Origin of the sequence: Limnospira sp. (assembly GCF_051859755.1) — a bacterium.
In the GTDB taxonomy this organism is placed as follows: domain Bacteria; phylum Cyanobacteriota; class Cyanobacteriia; order Cyanobacteriales; family Microcoleaceae; genus Limnospira; species Limnospira fusiformis.
The window spans coordinates 1-562 of the sequence record NZ_JBIMLI010000411.1; the positions used below are offsets into that span (position 1 = coordinate 1).

Below are 562 nucleotides of genomic sequence, written 5' to 3' on the forward strand. Positions count from 1 at the left end.
GTTTGATTCTCTCCATGATGCCATGGATTCCGTTCTCAAAGCTGCGTCCTAACCACCTTGACTAATGCTATATATCCCCGCCCGCACTTTAGTCGGGGCTTTAATACTGTAGGGGAAAACAATTTTTTGATCCCCAGAAACTATCTGATTTAAACTGGCTATTAACCTCGATCAAAACTCACCTTTTCGTCGATTTCGTCTCAGAAAAACCCTACTGATTCCCTTTCTTTTGCCAATTGTGGGAGGGGTTGGTTTGGTAGGATGGATTGGTTATAGCAGTGGACAACAAGCTGTGAATAATGTAGCTACCCAATTACGCAGTGAACTGACCAATCGGATTACCGAAAAGTTATCCTCCTATACGGAGATTCCCAAAACTATTAATCGTTTCAATACTAATGATTTTGCCCATGGTTATCTAAATGTCAGTAACACCTTTGGGGAACACAAATTCTGGCAGAAGATGCAGATTTATCCTAGTTTTAGTTATAGCATTAGTCAAGGTGGTTAGGACGTAACTTTGAGAACGGAATCCATGGCATCATGGAGAGAATCAAACTGC

Annotated in this window: 1 protein-coding gene; it reads left to right on the top strand. The window is 41.3% G+C overall.

The features are described from left to right. Positions 1 to 253 precede the first annotated feature (253 nt). Positions 254 to 511, top strand: coding sequence for a hypothetical protein (locus ACTIE0_RS24935; protein WP_006670900.1), 258 nt, complete (start codon positions 254 to 256; stop codon positions 509 to 511). The last annotated feature ends 51 nt before the right edge of the window (positions 512 to 562 follow it).